The organism is Pseudomonas faucium, from assembly GCF_021602585.1.
In the GTDB taxonomy this organism is placed as follows: domain Bacteria; phylum Pseudomonadota; class Gammaproteobacteria; order Pseudomonadales; family Pseudomonadaceae; genus Aquipseudomonas; species Aquipseudomonas faucium.
The window spans coordinates 107,811-127,791 of record NZ_BQIP01000013.1; the positions used below are offsets into that span (position 1 = coordinate 107,811).

General features: G+C 65.6%; 17 protein-coding genes and 1 riboswitch. All 17 genes read left to right on the forward strand.

The window, feature by feature from the left end; genetic code table 11:
• Positions 1 to 98 precede the first annotated feature (98 nt).
• Positions 99 to 1,619: an acetaldehyde dehydrogenase ExaC gene (exaC, locus tag L6D75_RS16595; RefSeq protein ID WP_236193700.1), complete on the forward strand. Its 1,521-nt coding sequence runs from the start codon at positions 99 to 101 to the stop codon at positions 1,617 to 1,619.
• 160 nt (positions 1,620 to 1,779) lie between these two features.
• Positions 1,780 to 3,228 carry an ethanolamine permease gene (gene eat / locus L6D75_RS16600; protein WP_176517347.1) on the forward strand — a complete coding sequence of 483 codons (1,449 nt, stop codon included), beginning with the start codon at positions 1,780 to 1,782 and terminating at the stop codon, positions 3,226 to 3,228.
• Positions 3,229 to 3,277: 49 nt separating this feature from the next.
• Positions 3,278 to 4,672 carry an ethanolamine ammonia-lyase subunit EutB gene (locus tag L6D75_RS16605; protein ID WP_176517346.1) on the forward strand — a complete coding sequence of 465 codons (1,395 nt, stop codon included), beginning with the start codon at positions 3,278 to 3,280 and terminating at the stop codon, positions 4,670 to 4,672.
• Positions 4,673 to 4,680: 8 nt separating this feature from the next.
• A complete protein-coding gene (gene eutC, locus L6D75_RS16610) occupies positions 4,681 to 5,499 on the forward strand; it encodes an ethanolamine ammonia-lyase subunit EutC (RefSeq protein ID WP_176517345.1) in 819 nt (272 codons plus the stop codon).
• Positions 5,500 to 5,609: 110 nt separating this feature from the next.
• On the forward strand, positions 5,610 to 6,068 hold the full coding sequence (locus L6D75_RS16615) for a GNAT family N-acetyltransferase (protein WP_176517344.1): 459 nt from the start codon (positions 5,610 to 5,612) through the stop codon (positions 6,066 to 6,068).
• Between the two features lie 232 nt (positions 6,069 to 6,300).
• The gene (locus L6D75_RS16620; RefSeq protein WP_176517343.1) at positions 6,301 to 6,948 is read left to right on the forward strand and encodes a DedA family protein; all 648 of its coding nucleotides are present in this window, start codon (positions 6,301 to 6,303) and stop codon (positions 6,946 to 6,948) included.
• A gap of 8 nt (positions 6,949 to 6,956) precedes the next feature.
• The gene (locus tag L6D75_RS16625; protein WP_176517342.1) at positions 6,957 to 7,772 is read left to right on the forward strand and encodes a M90 family metallopeptidase; all 816 of its coding nucleotides are present in this window, start codon (positions 6,957 to 6,959) and stop codon (positions 7,770 to 7,772) included.
• Between the two features lie 93 nt (positions 7,773 to 7,865).
• Complete coding sequence (gene ppa, locus L6D75_RS16630; protein ID WP_003255365.1) at positions 7,866 to 8,393, forward strand: inorganic diphosphatase; 528 nt, start codon at positions 7,866 to 7,868, stop codon at positions 8,391 to 8,393.
• A 173-nt stretch (positions 8,394 to 8,566) separates the two neighbouring features.
• Positions 8,567 to 9,265, forward strand: coding sequence for a LexA family transcriptional regulator (locus tag L6D75_RS16635; protein ID WP_176517341.1), 699 nt, complete (start codon positions 8,567 to 8,569; stop codon positions 9,263 to 9,265).
• 315 nt (positions 9,266 to 9,580) lie between these two features.
• Complete coding sequence (locus L6D75_RS16640) at positions 9,581 to 10,087, forward strand: sigma-70 family RNA polymerase sigma factor (RefSeq protein ID WP_176517340.1); 507 nt, start codon at positions 9,581 to 9,583, stop codon at positions 10,085 to 10,087.
• Entirely contained in the window at positions 10,084 to 11,040 is a 957-nt protein-coding gene (locus L6D75_RS16645; RefSeq protein ID WP_176517339.1) for a FecR domain-containing protein, read from the forward strand. Before L6D75_RS16640 ends, L6D75_RS16645 begins: the two co-directional genes overlap by 4 nt.
• A gap of 115 nt (positions 11,041 to 11,155) precedes the next feature.
• Positions 11,156 to 13,600, forward strand: coding sequence for a TonB-dependent siderophore receptor (locus tag L6D75_RS16650; protein ID WP_371871987.1), 2,445 nt, complete (start codon positions 11,156 to 11,158; stop codon positions 13,598 to 13,600).
• Between the two features lie 103 nt (positions 13,601 to 13,703).
• Entirely contained in the window at positions 13,704 to 14,396 is a 693-nt protein-coding gene (locus tag L6D75_RS16655; protein WP_176517338.1) for a response regulator transcription factor, read from the forward strand.
• Positions 14,396 to 15,733 carry a HAMP domain-containing sensor histidine kinase gene (locus L6D75_RS16660; RefSeq protein ID WP_176517337.1) on the forward strand — a complete coding sequence of 446 codons (1,338 nt, stop codon included), beginning with the start codon at positions 14,396 to 14,398 and terminating at the stop codon, positions 15,731 to 15,733. Before L6D75_RS16655 ends, L6D75_RS16660 begins: the two co-directional genes overlap by 1 nt.
• An 83-nt stretch (positions 15,734 to 15,816) precedes the next feature.
• Positions 15,817 to 18,048 (forward strand): TonB-dependent siderophore receptor, encoded by a 2,232-nt coding sequence (locus tag L6D75_RS16665; RefSeq protein WP_176517336.1) that lies wholly within the window; start codon positions 15,817 to 15,819, stop codon positions 18,046 to 18,048.
• Positions 18,049 to 18,069: 21 nt separating this feature from the next.
• Positions 18,070 to 18,960, forward strand: coding sequence for an alpha/beta hydrolase (locus tag L6D75_RS16670; protein WP_176517335.1), 891 nt, complete (start codon positions 18,070 to 18,072; stop codon positions 18,958 to 18,960).
• Positions 18,961 to 19,034: 74 nt separating this feature from the next.
• Positions 19,035 to 19,176: riboswitch (FMN riboswitch) on the forward strand.
• 81 nt (positions 19,177 to 19,257) lie between these two features.
• Complete coding sequence (gene ribB / locus L6D75_RS16675; protein WP_176517334.1) at positions 19,258 to 19,905, forward strand: 3,4-dihydroxy-2-butanone-4-phosphate synthase; 648 nt, start codon at positions 19,258 to 19,260, stop codon at positions 19,903 to 19,905.
• Positions 19,906 to 19,981: the final 76 nt, after the last annotated feature.

A 19,981-nucleotide genomic window follows, 5' to 3' on the forward strand; every position in this document is an offset into this window, starting at 1 on the left:
CCAAGTCATTGATTCCCCTGGGCCTGGCCACGCTGGCCCAACCTTTGCTCTACGCTTCTCAACTCCTTCAACAAACACAATTAACCAGGAGACACACCATGCGTTATGCACATCCCGGTACCGACGGCGCGAAGGTTTCCTTCAAGAGCCGCTACGGCAACTACATCGGTGGTGAGTTCGTAGCTCCGGTCAAGGGCCAGTACTTCGAGAACACCTCCCCGGTGAACGGCAAGCTGATCGCCGAATTCCCCCGCTCCACCGCCGAAGACATCGACAAGGCCCTCGACGCCGCCCACGCCGCCGCCGACGCCTGGGGCCGCACCTCGGTGCAGGACCGCTCCAACGTGCTGCTCAAGATCGCCGACCGCATCGAGCAGAACCTCGAAGTGCTGGCCATCACCGAAACCTGGGACAACGGCAAGCCGGTGCGCGAAACCCTCAACGCCGACATCCCGCTGGCCGTCGACCACTTCCGCTACTTCGCCGGCTGCATCCGCGCCCAGGAAGGCGGTGCCGCCGAAATCAACGAAAACACCGTGGCCTACCACATCCACGAACCGCTGGGCGTGGTCGGGCAGATCATCCCGTGGAACTTCCCGATCCTGATGGCCGCCTGGAAGCTCGCCCCGGCCCTGGCCGCCGGCAACTGCGTGGTGCTCAAGCCCGCCGAGCAGACCCCGCTGGGCATCACCGTGCTGGTCGAGCTGATCGGCGACCTGCTGCCCGCTGGCGTGCTCAACGTGGTCCAAGGCTACGGCCGCGAGGCCGGTGAAGCGCTGGCCACCAGCAAGCGCATCGCCAAGATCGCCTTCACCGGCTCCACCCCGGTCGGCTCGCACATCATGAAATGCGCCGCCGAGAACATCATCCCGTCCACCGTCGAGCTGGGCGGCAAGTCGCCGAACGTGTACTTCGAAGACATCATGCAGGCCGAGCCGAGCTTCATCGACAAGGCCGCCGAAGGCATGGTGCTGGCCTTCTTCAACCAGGGCGAGGTGTGCACCTGCCCATCGCGCGCGCTGGTGCAGGAGTCGATCTACCCGCAGTTCATGGAAGTGGTGATGAAGAAGGTGCTGCAGATCAAGCGCGGCGACCCGCTGGACACCGACACCATGGTCGGCGCCCAGGCCTCGCAGCAGCAGTTCGAGAAGATCCTCTCGTACCTGCAGATCGCCCAGGACGAAGGCGCCGAGCTGCTCACCGGCGGCAAGGTGGAGAAGCTCGAAGGCTCGCTGGCCACCGGTTACTACATCCAGCCGACGCTGCTCAAGGGCAACAACAAGATGCGCGTGTTCCAGGAAGAAATCTTCGGCCCGGTGGTCAGCGTCACCACCTTCAAGGACGAAGCCGAAGCCCTGGCCATCGCCAACGACACCGAGTTCGGCCTCGGCGCCGGGGTGTGGACCCGCGACATCAACCGCGCCTACCGCATGGGCCGCGGCATCAAGGCCGGCCGCGTGTGGACCAACTGCTACCACCTGTACCCGGCGCACGCCGCGTTCGGTGGCTACAAGAAGTCCGGCGTGGGGCGTGAAACCCACAAGATGATGCTCGACCACTACCAGCAGACCAAGAACCTGCTGGTGAGCTACGACATCAACCCGCTGGGCTTCTTCTAAACCGGGCCGGCTCCTACAGGCACCCCAAGATCCTGTGGGAGCCGGCTTGCCGGCGATAGGGCCGCTACAGCCACCCAGAAACCTTTGGCTCACTTCCTGCAGTACCCATCACCATCGGCCGGAACCCTTCCGGCCACCAAGAAAAACAACAGGTGAATCTATGCCAAGCGAACATTCCGCCGGTGCGCCGGCAGGTGCTTCCGTCGACTTCGAAAAAGTCGGCTCCGACTATTTCCAGCAACGTGAACTGAAAAAGGGCGCTGCCGGCTGGGTCCTGCTGGTGGGCCTGGGCGTGGCCTACGTGATCTCCGGCGACTACGCCGGCTGGAACTTCGGCCTGGCCCAGGGCGGCTGGGGCGGCATGTTCCTGGCCACCTTGCTGATGGCCACCATGTACCTGTGCATGTGCTTCTCGCTGGCCGAACTTTCCTCGATGATCCCCACCGCAGGCGGCGGCTACGGTTTTGCGCGCAGCGCCTTCGGCCCGTGGGGCGGTTTTCTCACCGGCACGGCGATCCTGATCGAATACGCCATCGCCCCGGCCGCCATCGCCGTGTTCATCGGCGCCTACTGCCAGTCACTGTTCGGCATCGGCGGCTGGATGATCTACCTGGCGTTCTACGTCGTGTTCATCGGCATCCACATCTTCGGCGTGGGTGAAGCGCTCAAGCTGATGTTCATCATCACCGCCATCGCCGCCATCGCCCTGGCGGTGTTCCTGGTGAGCATGGTGCCCCATTTTGATGCAGCGAACCTGTTCGACATCGCCCAGACCGACGCGGTGGGCGCCAGCAGCTTCCTGCCGTTCGGCTATGTCGGGGTGTGGGCGGCAATCCCCTACGCCATCTGGTTCTTCCTGGCTGTCGAAGGCGTGCCGCTGGCTGCCGAGGAAACCAAGAACCCCAAGCGCGACCTGCCACGCGGCCTGATCGGCGCGATGCTGGTGCTGCTGGCCTTCGCCTTGCTGATCCTGGTGGTCGGCCCGGGCGGTGCCGGCGCCGAAGCGCTCAAGGCCTCCGGCAACCCGCTGGTCGAGGCGCTGGCCAAGGCTTACGGCGGCTCCACCTGGATGGGCGGCTTCGTCAACCTGGTCGGCCTGGCGGGCCTGATCGCCAGTTTCTTCTCGATCATCTATGCCTATTCGCGGCAGATCTTCGCGCTTTCCCGCGCCGGCTACCTGCCGCGCAAACTGTCCGAAACCAACAAGAGCAAGGCCCCGGTACTGGCCCTGGTCATCCCCGGCATCATCGGTTTCGCCCTGTCGCTGACCGGCCAGGGCGACCTGCTGATCCTGGTGGCGGTGTTCGGCGCTACGCTGTCCTATGTACTGATGATGGCCGCGCACATCACCCTGCGTATCCGCCGGCCGAAGATGGAACGGCCTTATCGCACCCCAGGTGGCATCTTCACCTCGGGCGTAGCCCTGGTGCTGGCCTGCATCGCGGTGGTCGCCGGCTTCCTGGTCGACCCACGGGTGGTGATTGGCGCAGCCGTGATCTATGCGGTATTGATCGCCTACTTTGCGTTCTACAGCCGCCATCACCTGGTGGCGGGCACACCGGAAGAGGAATTCGCCGCGATCCAGAAGGCCGAAGAGGCCCTGCACTGATCGCCGACACTCGCCGCAGGCCCGCCCTGCGGCGCTCTGGAGATTCTGTATGGCAAGTTTCGTACACACGGTAGGCCACCTGGTCTACCGCTTCGACAGCCTCAAGGACGTGATGGCCAAGGCCAGCCCGGCCCGTTCGGGCGATTACCTGGCCGGCGTTGCCGCAGCCAACGACGGCGAGCGCGTGGCCGCGCAGATGGCCCTGGCCAATATCCCGCTCAGCCATTTTCTCAACGAAGCGCTGATTCCCTACGAACAGGATGAAGTCACCCGGCTGATCATCGACAGCCACGACGCCCAGGCCTTTGCGCCGGTCAGCCACCTCACCGTGGGCGGCCTGCGCGACTGGCTGCTCAGCGAGGAGGCCGACGAAGACAGCCTGCGCGCCCTGGCCCCAGGCCTGACGCCGGAAATGGCGGCCGCCGTGTCGAAGATCATGCGCGTGCAGGACCTGGTGCTGGTGGCGCAGAAAATCCGCGTGGTCACCCGTTTTCGCGGCACCATGGGCCTGCGCGGGCGCCTGTCGACCCGCCTGCAGCCCAACCACCCCACCGACGAGCCGGCCGGCATCGCTGCGAGCATCCTCGACGGCCTGCTCTACGGCAATGGCGACGCCATGATCGGCATCAACCCCGCCACCGACAGCATCGCCTCGATCTGCGCCCTGCTGGAAATGCTCGACGCCATCATCCAGCGCTACGACATCCCCACCCAGGCCTGCGTGCTGACCCACGTCACCACCTCGATCGAAGCCATCAACCGCGGCGTGCCGCTGGACCTGGTGTTCCAGTCGATTGCCGGCACCGAGGCCGCCAACGCCGGCTTCGGCATCAACCTCAACGTGCTGCAGGAGGGTTACGAGGCAGGCCTGTCGCTCAAGCGCGGCACCCTCGGACAGAACCTCATGTACTTCGAAACCGGCCAGGGCAGTGCCTTGTCGGCCAACGCCCACCACGGCGTCGACCAGCAGACCTGCGAAACCCGCGCCTATGCCGTGGCCCGCCATTTCAAGCCGTTTCTGGTCAATACCGTGGTCGGTTTCATCGGCCCGGAGTACCTGTACAACGGCAAGCAGATCATCCGCGCCGGCCTGGAAGACCACTTCTGCGGCAAGCTGCTCGGCGTGCCGATGGGTTGCGACATCTGCTACACCAACCACGCCGAAGCCGACCAGGACGACATGGACACCCTGCTGACCCTGCTCGGCGTGGCCGGGATCAACTTCATCATGGGCATCCCCGGCTCCGACGACATCATGCTCAACTACCAGACCACCTCGTTCCACGACGCGCTGTACGCGCGCCAGACCCTGGGCCTCAAGCCTGGGCCGGAGTTCGAGGCCTGGTTGCAGCGCACCGGCATCTTCACCCAGGCCGACGGGCGTGTTCGCTTCGGCGACAACCTGCCGCCGGCATTCCGCCAGGCCCTGGCGCAGTTGGCATAGAGGTGACCATGGAGCATCGCACCCCCACCCCGGAAAACCCTTGGCTGGCCCTGCGCAACCTGACCCCGGCGCGCATCGCCCTTGGCCGCAGCGGCATCAGCCTGCCGACCGGCGCGCAGCTGGACTTCCAGTTCGCCCACGCCCAGGCCCGTGATGCCGTGCACCTGCCGTTCGACCACGGCGCGCTGGCCGAACAACTGAAAGGCCGCGGCCGCGACAGCCTGGTGCTGCACAGCGCCGCCAGCGACCGCCACCAGTACCTGCAACGCCCGGACCTTGGGCGGCGGCTGAATGAAGATTCGGCCGAGCAACTGCGCCAGCATGCCCAGGCCAACCCCGGCGGCTGCGACCTGGCGATCGTGGTTGCCGACGGCCTCTCGGCCCTCGCCGTGCACCGCCACACCTTACCGTTTCTCAGCCGCTTCGAGGAACAGGCGGCCGCCGATGGCTGGAGCTGCGCCCCGGTGCTGCTGGTCGAACAAGGCCGCGTGGCCGTGGCCGACGAAGTGGGCGAGCTGCTCGGCGCGCGGATGACCGTGATGCTGATCGGCGAACGCCCCGGCCTGAGCTCCCCCGACAGCCTTGGCCTGTACTTCACCTACGGGCCCAAGGTCGGCCTGACCGACGCCTACCGCAACTGCATTTCCAACGTGCGCCTGGAGGGCTTGAGCTACGGCATGGCGGCCCACCGGCTGCTGTACCTGATGCGCGAGGCGTGTCGGCGGCAGTTGTCCGGGGTGAATCTGAAGGATGAAGCCGAAGTTCACACACTCGAAAGTGACAATGCAGCCACCCAAAAAGGAAACTTCCTGCTAGGCGAGCAGTAAGCAACATGTCATGGAACGCGGATTGCGCTTCTGCCCAGCATTGGGCAGCATGCGCTTGAAAGCTGCTGGCATACCGCTGTTTCCCCAAATGGACTCTGAGGGCCCCACACATGCGCATCATCAAGGCAAGCCTGGAACACCTCGACCTGCTCACTCCACTGTTCGTCCGCTACCGCGAGTTCTATGGGCAGCTACCTTTTCCAGACAGTTCGCGCAGCTTCCTGGAAAAACGCCTGAAACGGGGCGAATCGATCATCTACCTGGCGCTGCCGGACGATGACGATGGCAAGCTGCTGGGTTTTTGCCAGTTGTATCCAAGTTTTTCGTCGCTGTCGCTCAAGCGGGTGTGGATTCTCAATGACATCTTCGTCGCCGAAGACTCGCGGCGCATGCTGGTGGCCGACCACCTGATGCGCGAGGCCAAGAAAATGGCCCGCGAAACCCAGGCCGTGCGCATGCGCGTGTCGACCAGCGCCAACAACGAAGTGGCACGCAAGACCTATGAATCCATCGGGTTTCGCCGGGATACCGAGTTCGAGAGCTATATCCTGCCGATTACCCTGGACTGATCAGCCCCATCGCCGGCAAGCCGGCTCCCACAAGTACCCCACTGCCATCGAGCGCAGTGAAATAACGGTGGGAGCCGGCTTGCCGGCGATAGGGCCAGTAACCCCCCGCTACAATCTCCCCGGGCATGATTCCGACTTCGCCGTATAATGCCTCCTCCTGACATGTGTGAAATTTTACCCTCCCGCAGGTCCGCGCGCCCGTAGCTGCGGGTCAAGAACACAGGTGCTGTACATGGAATTCAACCCGCTGGACCTTATCCTCCATCTCGATGCCTACCTCGATCTGCTGGTCACCAACTACGGCCCCTGGATCTACGCCATCCTGTTCACGGTGATCTTCTGCGAAACCGGCCTGGTGGTGATGCCGTTCCTGCCTGGCGATTCGCTGCTGTTCATCGCCGGCGCCGTCGCCGCCGGTGGCGGCATGGACCCGGTGCTGCTGGCAGGCCTGCTGATGGCTGCGGCCATCATGGGTGACAGCACCAACTACGTGATCGGGCGCACGGCGGGAGAACGCCTGTTCAACAACCCGAATTCGAAGATCTTCCGCCGCGACTACCTGCAGCGCACCCACGACTTCTACGACCGCCACGGCGGCAAGACCGTGACCCTGGCGCGCTTCCTGCCGATCCTGCGCACCTTCGCGCCGTTCGTCGCCGGCATTGCCCACATGCACTACCCGCGCTTCCTGGGCTTCAGCGTCGCCGGCTCGCTGCTGTGGGTGGGCGGCCTGGTCACCCTGGGCTACTTCTTCGGCAACGTGCCCTTCATCAAGCAGCACCTGTCGCTGATGGTGGTCGGCATCATCCTGCTGTCGCTGATCCCGATGATCCTGGGCCTGCTGCGTGGCCGCCTGGGCCGCACGGCAAAGGCGCACTGACAGCGCACATGTGGTCGTTCAGCGCCTGGCGGCGCAAGCGCACCCTGGCGCGCTACCCGATCGAGCCGCGGCAATGGCAGGCGATTCGCGAGCGCCTGCCGATGCTCGATGGCATCAGCGAAGCCGAGGACCATTGGCTGCGTGAAGCCTGCATCCTGTTCCTGCTCGACAAGCACCTGACCACCCTGCCCGGCGTCGAGCTGGACGACGAGCAGCGCCTGTTCCTCGCCGCCCAGGCCCAGTTGCCGCTGCTGCACCTGGGCGAGCTGAACTGGTACCAGGGCTTCCACGAGATCATCCTCTACCCCGACGACTTCAAGAGCCCCCAGCGCCACCGCGACGCCAGTGGCGTGGAGCATGTGTGGGACGGCGAGCACAGCGGCGAGGCCTGGCAGCAGGGCCCGGTGATCCTGGCCTGGGCCGGGGTGCTGGCCAGCGGCGGCTGGGAGGCCTACAACCTGGTGATCCACGAGCTGGCGCACAAGCTCGACATGCTCAATGGCGATGCCAACGGCCTGCCGCCGCTGCACAGCGGCATGCACGTCGAGGCCTGGGCCAGCGCCATGCAGCAGGCCTATGACGACCTCAACCGCCAGCTCGATGCCAACCCCGACGTCGAGACCGCCATCGACCCTTACGCGGCGGAAAACCCGGCCGAGTTCTTTGCCGTCACCAGCGAGTATTTCTTCAGCGCGCCCGACCTGCTGCAACAGGCTTATCCACAGGTGTACCAGCAGCTCGTGCTGTTCTACCGCCAGGACCCGCTGGCGCGCCTGACGCGGCTGCAGGCCGAACACCCCGACTACCGCGAAAGCCACGCCTGATGCGCCCGCGCATCAGGTCGGGCGTGGCATGGCCTGGCAGAATGTGCCTATAATCGCGCCACTTTTTTTGATCAAACACGGGGGCACTGCCCAATGAGCTACAGCAAGATTCCGGCTGGCAAAGACCTGCCGAACGACATCTACGTCGCTATCGAGATCCCGGCCAACCACGCGCCGATCAAGTACGAAATCGACAAGGACAGCGACACCCTGTTCGTTGATCGCTTCATGGCCACCCCGATGTTCTACCCGGCCAACTACGGTTTCATCCCCAACACCCTGGCCGACGACGGTGATCCGCTGGACGTGCTGGTCGTGACCCCATACCCGGTTGCCCCAGGCTCGGTGATCCGCGCCCGCCCGGTCGGCGTGCTGAACATGACCGACGACGGCGGCGGCGACGCCAAGGTCATCGCTGTACCGCACGACAAGCTGTCGCAGCTGTACGTCGACGTGAAGGAATACACCGACCTGCCGGCCCTGCTGATCCAGCAGATCGAGCACTTCTTCGCGAACTACAAAGATCTCGAGAAGGGCAAGTGGGTCAAGATCGAAGGCTGGGAAGGCGCCGACGCCGCCCGCGCCGCGATCACCAAGTCGGTCGCAGCCTACAAGGGCTGATAGCGATTGCAAAAAAAGACCCGCTTCGGCGGGTTTTTTTGTGGGCGGCGACTGAGCGGTAAAAAGTCCTACAGCTTCCTACGCAAACGCCCTACAACAGAGCTTTTTTCGTACATTTGCCATCAACATCGGGTTCATTTCCCTACTCAAGCGTGGCCGCTAGACTCGGCCCCATGAATACTTCCGGTGACCGCCTAAAGGCCCTGCTCCAAGAATGCGGCCTGACCCCTTCCGACTTCGCCGCCCAGCGGCGTGTCACGCCCCAGCACGTGAACAACTGGTTCAGGCGCGGCATTCCCCTGGCTCGCCTGGACGAAATCGCCGACCTGTTCTGTGTGCACAGGCGCTGGCTGCGCTGCGGCGAAGGGCCCAAGCACCCAAGCTCGATCCTGCGGGTGGACGCTTGCAGCGCCAAACCGGCGTCGACGCACTCGCTGTCCAAACCTGACGGCAGGCTGTTGCAGATCCCCTTCCATGACGTGCGCGAAGGCCGCCTGGCAGCCCTCGACGGGCATTGCCTGCGCCTGCCGGCCCAAGCCCTCAAGGCACTCGGCGTGGCCCCCGACAATGCCGTCAGCCTGGCCATGCCTGCCAGCAACATGACGCCCTGGCTCCCGCGCGAGGCGATCCTGGCCGTCGACCTGAGCCAGACCCGCGTGGTCGATGGCGAAATCTACGCCCTGCTGCACAACGGCGTACTCAGGGTGAACAGCCTCAGCCGCGGCCACAACGACACCCTGTGCCTGCACAGCAACGACCGCCACAATTTCCCGGTGGAGCGCTACACCCGCGCCCAACGTCAGGACCAACGCCTGGAAATCCTCGGCTGGGTGTTCCACTGGTCGCATTACCGCCAGCGCCGCCCCGGCTGAAACACCCTGTGCCAATTTTTGCTGGGCATCCTGTGCCAGCCTCTGTATGCTACGCCGCACATTAAGCCCCGGCCGGCGCAAGCCGCGTTCCAGAGGGCTCGGCAGCACTCCGTACGAGCGTTCGCCCTCTCTTTCAGGCCCTTGTCGGCCACACAGTTAAGGCGGTTGCGGCTTACCATAAATTAGCCGGAAGCGTCCCCGAGAAGCCGGCCACAAGCCGGCTTTTTAATGCCTGCGATTCACCCGCAATGTCGTTTTGCCAGTCGCCACTCAACGTGTAATGATAATGCCTATCATTAACGGGCGAAGACCTTCATGGCCGCGACAGACCCCACCGACACCCTGGATAGCCTTTATCGTGACAACCATGGCTGGCTGCAGGCCTGGCTGCGTCGGCGCCTGGGTGATCGCGAGCACGCGGCGGACATTGCCCAGGACACCTTCCTGCGGCTGATGGTGTCGGGGCGCATGCCCGGCCCGCGGGAGAGCCGCAGCTATCTTGCGCAAATCGCCCGCAACCTGGTCATCGACCAATGGCGCCGCCTGCGCATCGAGCGCGCCTACCTGCAAAGCATCGCGCACCTGCCCGAGCCTGAATCACCCTCGCTTGAGACCCGCGCGCTGATTCTCGAAACCCTTGTGCAGATCGATGCCATGCTCGACCGCATGCCGGATAACGTGCGCCAGGCGTTCTTGCTCTCGCAGTTCGAAGGGCTGACCTACCCACAGATTGCCGAACGCCTCGGGGTCACGGTCAGCTCGGTGCAGAAGTACATGACTCGGGCGATCCTGGCCTGCTATCAACTGGTCTACGCGCCTTGAACCGCCGCTTCGACGCGCCGATCGACGCGGCCATCGTCGAGCAGGCCAGCCAATGGCTGATGCTGCACTGGGGCGGCGAGCTCGACGCCCAACAGCGCCAGGCATTCGCCACCTGGGAGCAGGCGCACCCGGAACACCGGCGAGCCTGGCAGCGCCTGCAGCAGTTGCAGGAGACCTTCGCCGCAGTGCCCGCAGACTGTGCCCGTGCGGTATTGCGCGACAGGCCGGACCCGCAGCGCCGCGCCGCGCTGAAGGCCCTTGGCCTGCTGCTGGTCGCCGGCGGCAGCGGCTACCTGCTGCACGACCAGTTGCCATGGCGCGCGACCTTTGCCCAGCATCGCACCGCCACCGGCGAAATCCGCCACATGCTGCTCAGCGATGGCACCCGCCTGGACCTCAACAGCGCCAGCGCCATCGACCTGCGTTTCAGTGCCCGGGAACGCCGAATCCGGCTGCTTGGCGGCGAAATACTGCTGACCAGCGGCCACGATGCAAACCGCCCGCTGATCGTGGAATCCGCCAGCGGCGAGGTTCAGGCGCTGGGCACGCGCTTCTCGGTGCGCGAGCTGAACGGCGGCACCCAGGTTGAACTGTTTGACGGCCAACTGCGCGTCAGCCCCCGGCATGGCGCCTCGGTGTACATGAGCGCCGGCCACAGCCTGTGGTTCAGTGACAGCGCCTGCGGCCCGATGCGCCCCGCGAACCCCGACAGCAGCAGCTGGAGCGAAGGCCGCCTGGTAGCCGAGCGCCAGCCGCTGGGGCACTTTCTGGCCGAACTCAAGCGCTATCGCCCGGGTTGGATTCGCTGCGATGCAGCGGCCGCCAGCCTGTTGCTGACCGGCGTATTCCCCCTGGAGAACACCGACAACGTACTCAAGGCCCTCGAGCGCACCTTGCCAGTGCGCGTCGAGACCGTGACCCGCTACTGGGTGACGGTCACGCGCCGAGCCTGAGCAGAAAAACTTCATCAACCCTTGTCGGTTTTCATGCCCCGTTCGGGATAGGTCTTGAAAGCAAATCAAGAATCAGTCTCATCGGGGGAATCAGAGCGTGCTTTACCATCCACCACTGAAAAAGTTTGCCTTGAACGGCGCCTTGCGCGGCGGCCTGTTCGCCAGCCTGCTGATTGCCACGCCCACGCTGCCGGGCCTGGCATGGGCGGCCGACGCCAGCATGAGCCAGGCGCGCCAGTACGCCATTGCCGCAGGCAACCTGGACCAGGTTCTGAACCGCTTCGCCAGCGACGCCGGGATCATGCTGTCGGTGGATGCACAGCTGACCGAAGGCAAGCGCAGTGCCGGCCTGCAGGGGCGCTTCGACGTGCCCCAGGGGCTCGAGCGGTTGCTCGCCGGCAGTGGCCTGCAGGCTGTCTACACCCAGGGCGGCTGGTCATTGCAACCGGTGCTGGACGGCCCGCTGCAACTTGGCGCCACCAACGTCAACGCGCCCGAGGCGCTGGAAAGCGCCTGGGGCCCGGTCGACGGCATCGTCGCCAAGCGCAGTGCCACCGGCTCCAAGACCGACTCGGCGCTGGTGGAAATCCCACAGACCATCAACGTGGTGACCGCCACCGAGATCCAGTCGCGCGCCGCCCAGAGCGTGACCGAGGCGCTGCGCTACACGCCAGGCATCACCGGCGGCGGCTTTTCCGACCGGGTGAAGATTTTCGATGAACCCACCTCCCGCGGCTTTTCACCCACGCCGCTGTACCTCGATGGCCTGCACCTGCCCTATGGCGGCGGCAGCACCGGCGGCGCGCTGCAGATCGAACCCTATGGGCTGGAGCGCATCGAGGTGCTCAAGGGCCCGGCGTCGGTGCTCTACGGGCAGAACCAGCCTGGCGGCATCGTCAACCTGGTGAGCAAGCGGCCGACTGCCGCGGCGCTGCACCAGGTGAAGTTCGAAGCCGGCAGCTACGACCACAAGAGCGCCGCCATCGACCTGGGCGGCCCGCTCGATGACGACGGCAAGTGGCTTTACCGGCTGACCGCGCTGGCCAACGACAGCAACGACGAGATCGATTACGTCGAGGAAAAGCGCCAGTTCATCGCCCCCAGCTTCACCTGGCGGCCCAATGAAGACACCAGCCTGACCCTGTTCGCCCAGTACCAGAAGGACAAAGGCGTACCCGAAGCACAGGGCCTGCCCGCCGTGGGCACGGTATTCGACAACCCCAACGGCAAGATCGACCGCGACCTGTTCCTCGGTGAGCCCGGCGTCAACGACTACCACCGCGAGCAATACGCCTTCGGCTACGAGGTCGCGCACCGGCTCGACGACACCTGGACGCTCAAGCAGAACGCGCGCTATGCCCGGGTCAACGACCATTACACAGCGCCCCTGCACGGCTACCGCTTCGTCACCAACCCGATCACCGGGGTCGATGACCAGCGCTACACCACCCGCTATGGCGTGGACTGGCAACAGGACAACAAAGTCTTCGGCGTCGACAACATCGCCCAGGCCGAATTCGACACCGGCCCGCTCAGCCACACGGCGATCATCGGGCTGGACTACTACCACTTCAATTCGAAGTTCGATGGCCTGTACGACTTCAACCCGCCGATCATCGACCTGTTCACCCCGGTCTACGGCCAGCCCCTGAACTTCGGCAACAACTACCGCTGGGACAACACCGTGACCCAAACCGGCCTGTATGCCCAGGACCAGATCAAGCTGGACAAGTGGATCTTCGTGCTCGGTGGCCGCTACGACTGGGCCGACACCAACAACAAGGAGCCCTTGAGCGGCAACCACACCAGCAGCAAGGACGAGAAGTTCACCGGCCGTGGCGGCATCGTCTACCTGTTCGACAATGGCCTGGCCCCCTTCGTCAGCTACTCGGAATCGTTCCTGCCCCTTGCCGGCACCAGCGCCAAGGGCAGCGCCTTCTCCCCCTCCACCGGCAAGCAGTACGAGGCCGGGGTGAAATACCAGCCGCCGGGGCAGAACAGCTTCGTGCAGGTTTCGGCGTACGAACTGGAACAGAAGAACATCCTCACCACTGACCTGGTCAACCCAGGTTTCAGCAACCAGAGCGGTGCCATTCGCTCCAAGGGCCTCGAGCTCGAAGCCAAGGCCGAGCTGAGCAAAGCCTTCAGCGTGATCGCCTCGGCGGCGCGCAACGACATCAAGTACACCAAGGACAACGACGGCCGCAAAGGCCGCCACCCGGCAGGCAACCCACCGCTGACGGCAGCGCTGTGGCTCAACTACATGGTGCTGGGTGATACGCCCTTGGCCGGCCTGGGTGCGGGCGTAGGCGCCCGCTACGCCCGCAGCAACTACGGGGATGACTACGAAGGCGCCTTCCAGATCCCCTCCTACACCGTGTATGACGCAAGCCTGACCTACGACCTGGGGCTGTCGGCCTTGCGCGTCAAAGGCGTGAAACTGGCGCTGAACGTGAAAAACCTTGCCGACAAGACCTATGTCGCCAGTTGCGTCAGCGAATGGGACTGCTACTACGGCGAAGGGCGCACGGTGGTGTCGAGCGTGACCTACAACTGGTAAGCCATGCCAAGGGCGCAGGTATTAAGCACGGCTGGGCATTGCTCGACGCCCGCTGCAGTGGGATGATTCGTAATTGATACGAATTCTCATTCAAGGCCACGCCGTGCCCACCCACCTGCTGCTCGCCGAAGACGACACCCACCTGCGCCAGGACCTGGAACGCCATTTCATCCACCGTGGCTTGCGGGTTCACGCCTGCGCCACCGGCACCCAGGCGCTGAACGCCATGCAACAGCAGCGCTTCGACCTGGTGCTGCTGGACATCATGCTGCCGGGCATCGACGGCCTCAGCCTGCTCGACCAACTGCGCCGCCACCAGGCCGTGCCGGTGATGCTGATGTCGGCCCTGGGCGCCGAGCAGGACCGCATCAGCGGCTTCACCCGCGGTGCCGACGACTACCTGCCCAAACCCTTCAGCCTCGCCGAGCTCGATGCCCGTATGGACGCCCTGCTGCGCCGGGTTGCCCTCGACCGCCAGCCGGCCCAGCCGCGCAGCGACAGCTCGGTGACCCTCGATGCCGGCCGCCAGGACGTCAGCCATCACGGCCAGGACGCCGGCCTGACCGGCTCGGAGTTTCGCCTGCTGGCCACGCTGCACGCCCACCCCGGCGAAGCGCTGAGCAAGGCATTCCTCTACCAGACCGTGCTGCACCGGGCCTACACCCGCCTGGACCGCGGCCTTGATGTGCACGTCTGCAACCTGCGCCGCAAACTCGCCGACATCGGCGCCCAGCACCTGCAGATCCAGGCGGTGCGCGGCCAGGGCTACATCCTGGTGAACACGGAAAACCGCTGATGCGTCGTCACCCGCTACTGTGGAAGCTGGCGTTGCTGCAGGTGGCTTTCTGCCTGCTGCTGACCTGGCTGATCTGGACCTGGGGCCTGTCGGTGGAGCGCAGCACCTACTTCCTCGCCCCTGCCGACCAGGACTACCTGGCACGTTATGCACAGCAAGCCGAAAGCGCCTGGCGCCAGGGCGGTGCAGCCGGCGCCGAAGCCTATCGCCGCCAGCTCGAACAGGCTGAAGACACCTGGGTGGCGCTGGTCGGCCCGCGCCTGGAAAGCCTCGCCAGCACGCCGCTGAGCGCCGAGGACGCCAGCCACCTGACCTTCATGCGCAAGCTCGACTGGCCCATGAGCCGGCGCCTGCAGGACGAACTGCCCTACGTCAGCATCGCCTTCCCCGAACGCCCGCAGGACGGCCGCCTGGTCATCCAGCTGCCCGAGCGCCTGCTGCCCACCGGCCTCACCCCCTGGACCCACGTCATCACCCACGGCGTGGCTCCCGCACTGCTTGCGCTGCTGATGGGCCTGGCGCTGTATCGCCACCTGGTGGCACCGCTCAACCGCCTGCGCGACCGCGCCGACGCCTTGCGCGCCGATGACCTGCAAAGCCCTGGCCTGGCCCTGCAAAAGCGCCGCGACGAACTCGGCGAACTGGCCCAGGCCTTCGAGCACATGGCCGGCCGCCTGCGCCAGAGCCTGGAGCAGCAACGCCTGCTGCTGCGCACGCTGTCCCACGAGCTGCGCACGCCGCTGGCACGCCTGCGCATCGCCCACGACAGCGGCCTGCCGCCGGCGCAGCTGCGCGAGCGCCTGGACCGCGAGGTAGGCGATATGCAGAAGCTGCTCGAAGACACCCTCGACCTGGCCTGGCTGGACACCGAACAGCCGCAGTTGCCAACCGAGCCGGTGCTGGTGCTGTCGGTGTGGGAAGCGCTGTGCCAGGACAGCAGCTTCGAAAGTGGCTGGAGCCTCGCCCGCCTGCCCTGCTCGCTGGGCACCGACTGCGTGGTGCAGGCTCACCTCGACAGCCTGGCCCAGGCCCTGGAGAACCTGCTGCGCAACGCCATCCGCCATTCGCCGGAGGGCGGCCGGGTCAGCCTGGATGGCTGGCGCGAGGGCGATTGCTGGCACCTGCGCCTGAGCGACCAGGGCCCCGGCGTGCCCCACGATGAGCTGCAGCGCATCTTCCAGCCCTACCAGCGCCTGGCCGGCAGCGGCGCCGGTTTCGGCCTGGGCCTGGCCATCGCCCGCCGCGCCGTCGAGCTGCAAGGCGGCAAGCTGTGGGCCAGCAATGGCCACCCTGGGCTGTGCCTGCACCTGCTGCTGCCGAGCGCTGCAAATGTTTAGAAAGTTAATGCGCTTTACTCTCAATTAAGAGTAATTATCATCCACGATCTCTTGCCTTCCGCCCGTTGCCCCGGAGATCGATGATGTCGCCCCGCCCGCTGCCTTTCGCCCCCTTCCTGCTGCTCTCCAGTTGCCTGCTGAGCAGCGCCGTGCACGCCGCCAACGACCAGCCCGCGCCGGTCGAGCTGGAAAGCCAGAACGTGGTGGCCACCGCGCTGGAAGAGACCAAGCAGGCGCCGGGGGTGTCGATCATCACCGCCGAGGACATCAAGAAGCGCCCGCCGGCCAACGACCTGTCGCAGATCATCCGCACCATGCCCGGGGTCAACCTGACCGGCAACTCCACCAGCGGCCAGCGCGGCAACAACCGGCAGATCGACATCCGCGGCATGGGCCCGGAGAACACCTTGATCCTGGTCGATGGCAAGCCGGTCAGCAGCCGCAGCTCGGTGCGCTATGGCTGGCGTGGCGAGCGCGACTCGCGCGGTGACACCAACTGGGTGCCGGCCGACCAGGTCGAGCGCATCGAAGTGATCCGTGGCCCGGCTGCGGCGCGCTACGGCTCCGGCGCCATGGGCGGGGTGGTCAACATCATCACCAAGCAGGCCTCCGGCGAAACCCACGGCAACATGACCGTGTACCAGAACTTCCCCCAGCACGGCGACGAAGGCGCCACCAAGCGCGTGAGCTTCGGCCTCAACGGCCCGCTCACCGACACGCTCAGCTACCGCGTCTACGGCAACGTCGCCAAGACCGACGCGGACGATTGGGACATCAACGCCGGCCATGAGTCCGCGCGCACCGGCAACCAGGCCGGCACCCTGCCCGCAGGCCGCGAAGGCGTGCGCAACAAGGACGTCAATGGCCTGCTGAGCTGGCACCTGACCCCTGAGCAGACCCTGGAATTGGAAGCTGGCTTCAGCCGCCAGGGCAACATCTACACCGGCGATACCCAGAACACCAACTCCAACGCCAACGTGAAGAACATGCTGGGCAAGGAAACCAACATCCTCTACCGCGAGAACTTCGCCCTCACCCACCGCGGCGACTGGGACTTCGGCAGCAGCATGGCTTACCTGCAATACGAAAAGACCCGCAACCAGCGCATCAACGAAGGCCTGGCCGGCGGCACCGAAGGCATTTTCAGCAACACCGACTTCTACACCTCGACCTTGCGCGACCTGACCGCCCACGGCGAGCTGAACCTGCCGCTGCACGCCTGGCGCGACCAGACCCTGACCCTGGGCAGCGAATGGACCCAGCAAAAGCTCGACGACCCCAGCGCCAACACCCAGAGCACCAGCGAAGGCGGCGCCATCGGCGGCCTGCCCAGCAGCGGCCGTGACACCAGCTCGCAAGTGCAGATCTTCTCGCTGTTCGCCGAAGACAACATCGAAGTGCTGCCGGGCACCATGCTCACCCCGGCCCTGCGCTTCGATCACCACAGCATCGTCGGCGACAACTGGAGCCCGTCGCTGAACCTGTCCCACGCACTGACCGACACCCTCACCCTGAAAGCCGGCATCGCCCGTGCCTACAAGGCGCCGAACCTGTACCAGCTCAACCCCGACTACCTGCTCTATAGCCGCGGCCAGGGCTGCTACGGGCAGAGCACCAGCTGCTACCTGCAAGGCAACGACAGCCTCAAGGCCGAAACCAGCATCAACAAGGAGCTGGGGATCGAGTACCAGCGTGATGGCTGGGTCGCGGGCCTGACCTACTTTCGCAACGACTACAAGAACAAGATCGACTCCGGCCTGAGCCCGATCGGCAGCGCCATCGGCGGCAGCGGCAGCTACGCCAACGCGGCGGTTTACCAGTGGGAAAACATCCCCAAGGCCGTGGTCGAAGGGCTGGAAGGCACCCTGACCATCCCGCTGAGCGAACAGCTGAAGTGGAGCAACAACCTCACCTACATGCTGCAGTCGAAGAACAAGGAAACCGGCGAGACCCTGTCGGTGACCCCGGCCTACACCCTCAACTCGATGCTCGACTGGCAAGCCAGCGATGACCTGTCGCTGCAGCTGAGCGTGGCCTGGTACGGCAAGCAGAAGCCGAAGAAGTACGACTACCACGGCGAGCGCGTCACCGGCTCCGCCAACGACCAGCTGGCGCCCTACGCCCTGGTGGGCGCCAGCGGCACCTATGCGCTGAGCAAGCACCTGAGCCTGACCGCCGGCATCGACAACCTGTTCGACAAGCGCCTGTACCGGGCCGGCAACGCCCAGGGCGTGAACGGCATCGAAGGGGCTGGCGCGGCCACCTACAACGAACCGGGGCGCACCCTGTACACCAGCCTGACCGCGTCGTTCTGACCTCAAGACGAGTATTGCCCGATGAGCAAGATGCCGTTGTACCTGGCCCTGGCACTGGCCCTCAGCGCCCCGGCCGCCCTGGCGCAGCCGGCGCGCGAGCAGAAGATGGACACTTCGCTGCTGCAGCGCCAGGACCTGGCCTACCGCTTCAGCCAGCTCGACCTGGACTCGGCCGACGGCCAGCGCCATTACCGGCTGTGGGTCGGCAAACCCGATCGCCCGGCGCCGGCTGCCGGCTATCCGGTGCTGTGGATGCTCGACGGCAATGCCGCGCTGGGCGCCATGGACCGTGAACAGCTGCGCCGGCTCGCCGCAGGCCAGGCGCCACTGCTGGTGGCCGTGGGTTACCAGACCGAGCAACGCATCGAACGCGCCGGCCGCACCTTCGACTACACCCCGGCGCTGCCTGGGCAAGCCGAGCAGCGCGACCCGCTGACCGGCCAGCCCAGCGGCGGCGTCGATGCATTCCTCGACCTGCTGACCCTGCGCATGCGGCCGATGGTGGCCGAGCTGGCGCCGATCGACCTGCAACGCCAGACGCTGTGGGGCCATTCCTATGGCGGCTTGGCGGTGTTGCATGCGCTGTTCACCCGGCCGGGCGCGTTCAGCGACTACGCGGCAGCCAGCCCTTCGTTGTGGTGGCACGACGGGGCCATCGTGCGTGAAGCGCCGGGCTTGCAGCAGCGCCTGGGTGACAGCCGGCCAAGGCTGCTGCTGATGCGCGGCGGGGAGGAGCCGGCCAACCCACGTGCGCAGGTGCAAGGTGATGTGGCGCGGCCAGCGCGGGAGCTGGCGGCGGACCTGGCCAAGGTGCCAGGGCTGCAGGTGCGCTTCGAACGCTTCGAGGGGCTGGGGCATGGGCCGATGTTGCCGGCTTCGCTGAAGAAGGTGATCGAGGGCCTGTCGCAGTAGAACGGCGCCGGCCCTATCGCCGAAGGTCGTAGCCGGGCGGGTTGCCAGCAGGGTGGCACAGTGCTGTATGCTTGCCCGGTCTTCAGGGCGGGGTGAAAGTCCCCACCGGCGGTAAATCGAAAGATGAGCCCGCGAGCGCCCCGGCCATGCCGGGGGTCAGCAGATCTGGTGCGACTCCAGAGCCGACGGTCATAGTCCGGATGAAAGAAGGCGTCAGGCAGGGGCCATTTCGGGCGCCCCTGCGCGCGCATTTTGTTCGCCCCGAGACGTTCATCGATCAATCACGAGGAGCGTTTCATGTCCACCCAACACCCGCAATTCCCCAATGTGTCCGCCGCCATCGCCGCCTTCCAGGCCGGGCGCCCTGTGCTGCTGCTCGACGATGACGACCGCGAGGACGAAGCGGACATCGTTGCCGCCGCCGAAAACCTCTCGCTGCAGACGATGGCCATGATGATCCGCGACTGCAGCGGCATCGTCTGCCTGTGCCTGGACGAAGCCACCGTCGACGCCCTGCAGCTGGCGCCGATGGTGCAGAACAACCAGGCCCGCCACGGCACCGGCTTCACCGTCACCATCGAAGCCGCCGAAGGCGTGAGCACCGGCGTTTCCGCCCAGGACCGCATCACCACCATCGAAGCGGCGCTGCGCTCGACCGCCGATCAGCGCCATATCGTCAGCCCAGGCCATGTGTTCCCGCTGCGCGCGCGCAACGGTGGGGTGCTGGCCCGTCGCGGCCATACCGAAGGCTCGGTGGACCTGGCGCGCCTGGCCGGGCTGCGCCCGGCGGCGGTCTTGTGCGAGCTGATGAACCCTGACGGCAGCATGGCCCGCGGCGAGCAGGTGGCGGTGTATGCGCGGCAATACAACTTGCCGGTGCTGACCATCGAAGAGCTGGCGCGCTATCGCCAGGCGATGGTGGCACGCGAAGCGCTGCCCGCCTGATCCATTGCCGGCTCCTGCAGTGCTGCAGTACCTGTGGGAGCCGGCTTGCCGGCGATGAGGCCGGAAAATCCACCCC